General features: G+C 55.0%; 2 rRNA genes. Both read left to right on the top strand.

The features are described 5' to 3' along the window. Positions 1-192 precede the first annotated feature (192 nt). Positions 193-3,297, top strand: a 23S ribosomal RNA gene (locus tag MIAR_RS11435). A 110-nt stretch (positions 3,298-3,407) separates the two neighbouring features. Continuing rightward, positions 3,408-3,524, top strand: a 5S ribosomal RNA gene (gene rrf / locus MIAR_RS11430). The last annotated feature ends 4 nt before the right edge of the window (positions 3,525-3,528 follow it).

Genomic DNA, 3,528 nt, shown 5'->3' with positions numbered 1-3,528 from the left:
CTGCACGCTGTTGGGTCCTGAGGGACCGGGCCGGCCCGTTTGGGTCGTTCTGAACCTCTCGGCCCTTACTTCTGTTGCCGTATGGCAGTGGGGGTGGGGGACCGCCCGTACTTTGAGAACTACACAGTGGACGCGAGCATCTTAAAGAAAACCGGGTCAGATCTTTTCCTGGATCTGACTCATCTCATGTGATTTCAAGTCTTTAAGAGCAAACGGTGGATGCCTTGGCATCTGGAGCCGAAGAAGGACGTAGCAATCTGCGATAAGCCTCGGGGAGTGGATAAGCACACTTTGATCCGAGGGTCTCCGAATGGGGAAACCCCGCCAGGCGTTTGTGCGACCTGGTGACTCCCGCCTGAATATATAGGGCGGGTAGAGGGAACGTGGGGAAGTGAAACATCTCAGTACCCACAGGAAGAGAAAACAACAGTGATTCCGTGAGTAGTGGCGAGCGAAAGCGGATGAGGCTAAACCGCTTCTGTGTGATACCCGGCAGGGGTTGCAGGAGCGGGGTTGCGGGACTTTTCTGATCATTCTGCCGAGTGGTCGACGTGATGTGACGATATAGACGAACCGTCTTGAAAGGCGGGCCATAGTGGGTGCCAGCCCCGTAGTTGAAATGTCGTGTGCAGCGTGAAGAGTATCCCAAGTAGCACGGGGCCCGTGAAATCCCGTGTGAATCTGTCAGGACCACCTGATAAGCCTAAATACTCCCAGATGACCGATAGCGGACAAGTACCGTGAGGGAAAGGTGAAAAGTACCCCGGGAGGGGAGTGAAATAGTACCTGAAACCGTTTGCTTACAAACCGTTGGAGCCTCCTTAGTAGGGGTGACAGCGTGCCTTTTGAAGAATGAGCCTGCGAGTTAGTGATATGTGGCGAGGTTAACCCGTGTGGGGTAGCCGTAGCGAAAGCGAGTCTGAATAGGGCGATTCAGTCGCATGTCCTAGACCCGAAGCGAAGTGATCTATCCATGGCCAGGTTGAAGCGACGGTAAGACGTCGTGGAGGACCGAACCCACTTAGGTTGAAAACTGAGGGGATGAGCTGTGGATAGGGGTGAAAGGCCAATCAAACTTCGTGATAGCTGGTTCTCTCCGAAATGCATTTAGGTGCAGCGTTGCGTGTTTCTTGCCGGAGGTAGAGCTACTGGATGGCCGATGGGCCTCACCAGGTTACTGACGTCAGCCAAACTCCGAATGCCGGTAAGTGAGAGCGCAGCAGTGAGACTGTGGGGGATAAGCTTCATAGTCGAGAGGGAAACAACCCAGACCACCATCTAAGGTCCCAAAGCGCGTGCTAAGTGGAAAAGGATGTGGAGTTGCTTAGACAACCAGGAGGTTGGCTTAGAAGCAGCCACCCTTGAAAGAGTGCGTAATAGCTCACTGGTCAAGTGATTCCGCGCCGACAATGTAACGGGGCTCAAGCACGCCACCGAAGTTGTGGCATTGACATTTTTGGTAGGCCTTCGTGGTCCAGCCGTGTTGATGGGTAGGAGAGCGTCGTGTGGCGAGTGAAGCGGCGGTGTGAACCAGCCGTGGACGCTACACGAGTGAGAATGCAGGCATGAGTAGCGAAAGACGTGTGAGAAACACGTCCTCCGGAAGACCAAGGGTTCCAGGGTCAAGCTAATCTTCCCTGGGTAAGTCGGGACCTAAGGCGAGGCCGACAGGCGTAGTCGATGGACAACGGGTTGATATTCCCGTACCGGCGAAGAACCGCCCACACAAGATCAGGAGTGCTAACCGTCCGAACTTGGACACCGTGACCTTCGGGTCGCATCGTTCAAGGGAGCACGGGACCCCATCTGGTGGCGTGAGCGTATTAACAGGTGTGACGCAGGAAGGTAGCCCAAGCCAGGCGATGGTTGTCCTGGTGCAAGTGCGTAGGCCGAGAGATAGGCAAATCCGTCTCTCATACAGGCTGAGACACGATGCGGATAAAAAGTGGGTGATCCTATGCTGCCGAGAAAAGCATCGACGCGAGGTTCAAGCCGCCCGTACCCCAAACCGACTCAGGTGGTCAGGTAGAGAATACCAAGGAGATCGAGAGAATCGTGGTTAAGGAACTCGGCAAAATGCCCCCGTAACTTCGGGAGAAGGGGGGCCACCCGCTTATACGGACTTGCTCCGGAAAGGGTGTGGTGGCCGCAGAGACTAGTGGGTAGCGACTGTTTACTAAAAACACAGGTCCGTGCTAAGACGCAAGTCGACGTATACGGACTGACGCCTGCCCGGTGCTGGAAGGTTAAGAGGACCGGTTAGCCGCAAGGCGAAGCTGAGAATTTAAGCCCCAGTAAACGGCGGTGGTAACTATAACCATCCTAAGGTAGCGAAATTCCTTGTCGGGTAAGTTCCGACCTGCACGAATGGCGTAACGACTTCCCAACTGTCTCAACCGCGAACTCGGCGAAATTGCACTACGAGTAAAGATGCTCGTTACGCGCAGCAGGACGGAAAGACCCCGTGACCTTTACTACAGCTTGGTATTGGTGTTCGGTGTGGCTTGTGTAGGATAGGTGGGAGACTTTGAAGCATGGACGCCAGTTCATGTGGAGTCATTGTTGAAATACCACTCTGGTCACTCTGGATATCTAACTTCGAACCGTAATCCGGTTCAGGGACAGTGCCTGGTGGGTAGTTTAACTGGGGCGGTTGCCTCCCAAAAAGTAACGGAGGCGCCCAAAGGTTCCCTCAACCTGGTTGGCAATCAGGTGGCGAGTGTAAGTGCACAAGGGAGCTTGACTGTGAGACTGACAGGTCGAGCAGGGACGAAAGTCGGGACTAGTGATCCGGCAGTGGCTTGTGGAAGCGCTGTCGCTCAACGGATAAAAGGTACCTCGGGGATAACAGGCTGATCTTGCCCAAGAGTCCATATCGACGGCATGGTTTGGCACCTCGATGTCGGCTCGTCGCATCCTGGGGCTGGAGTAGGTCCCAAGGGTTGGGCTGTTCGCCCATTAAAGCGGTACGCGAGCTGGGTTTAGAACGTCGTGAGACAGTTCGGTCCCTATCCGCTGCGCGCGTAGGAAGTTTGAGAGGATCTGACCCTAGTACGAGAGGACCGGGTTGGACGAACCTCTGGTGTGCCAGTTGTTCCGCCAGGAGCACCGCTGGTTAGCTACGTTCGGGATGGATAACCGCTGAAAGCATCTAAGCGGGAAGCCGGCCTCAAGATGAGACTTCCATCACCTTCGGGTGGAGAGGCTCCCAGCCAGACGACTGGGTTGATAGGCCAGATGTGGAAGCGTGGCAACACGTGCAGCTGACTGGTACTAATAAGCCGATGACTTGATAACACACTCCTTCTGCGAGATGAACGCGTCCACTTTGTGGTTCTCGACGTACGGTCGGGAACCAACAACACACACATAACGTTGTGATGTTGCCTGATACATGTCAATAGTGTTTCGGCGGCCATAGCGTGAGGGAAACGCCCGGTCACATTCCGAACCCGGAAGCTAAGCCTCACAGCGCCGATGGTACTGCAGGGGGGACCCTGTGGGAGAGTAGGACACCGCCGGACTTCT

The sequence above is a fragment of the Microbacterium arabinogalactanolyticum genome (assembly GCF_030268005.1).
In the GTDB taxonomy this organism is placed as follows: Bacteria; Actinomycetota; Actinomycetes; order Actinomycetales; family Microbacteriaceae; genus Microbacterium; species Microbacterium arabinogalactanolyticum.
This window is presented reverse-complemented; position numbering and strand designations above follow the sequence as displayed.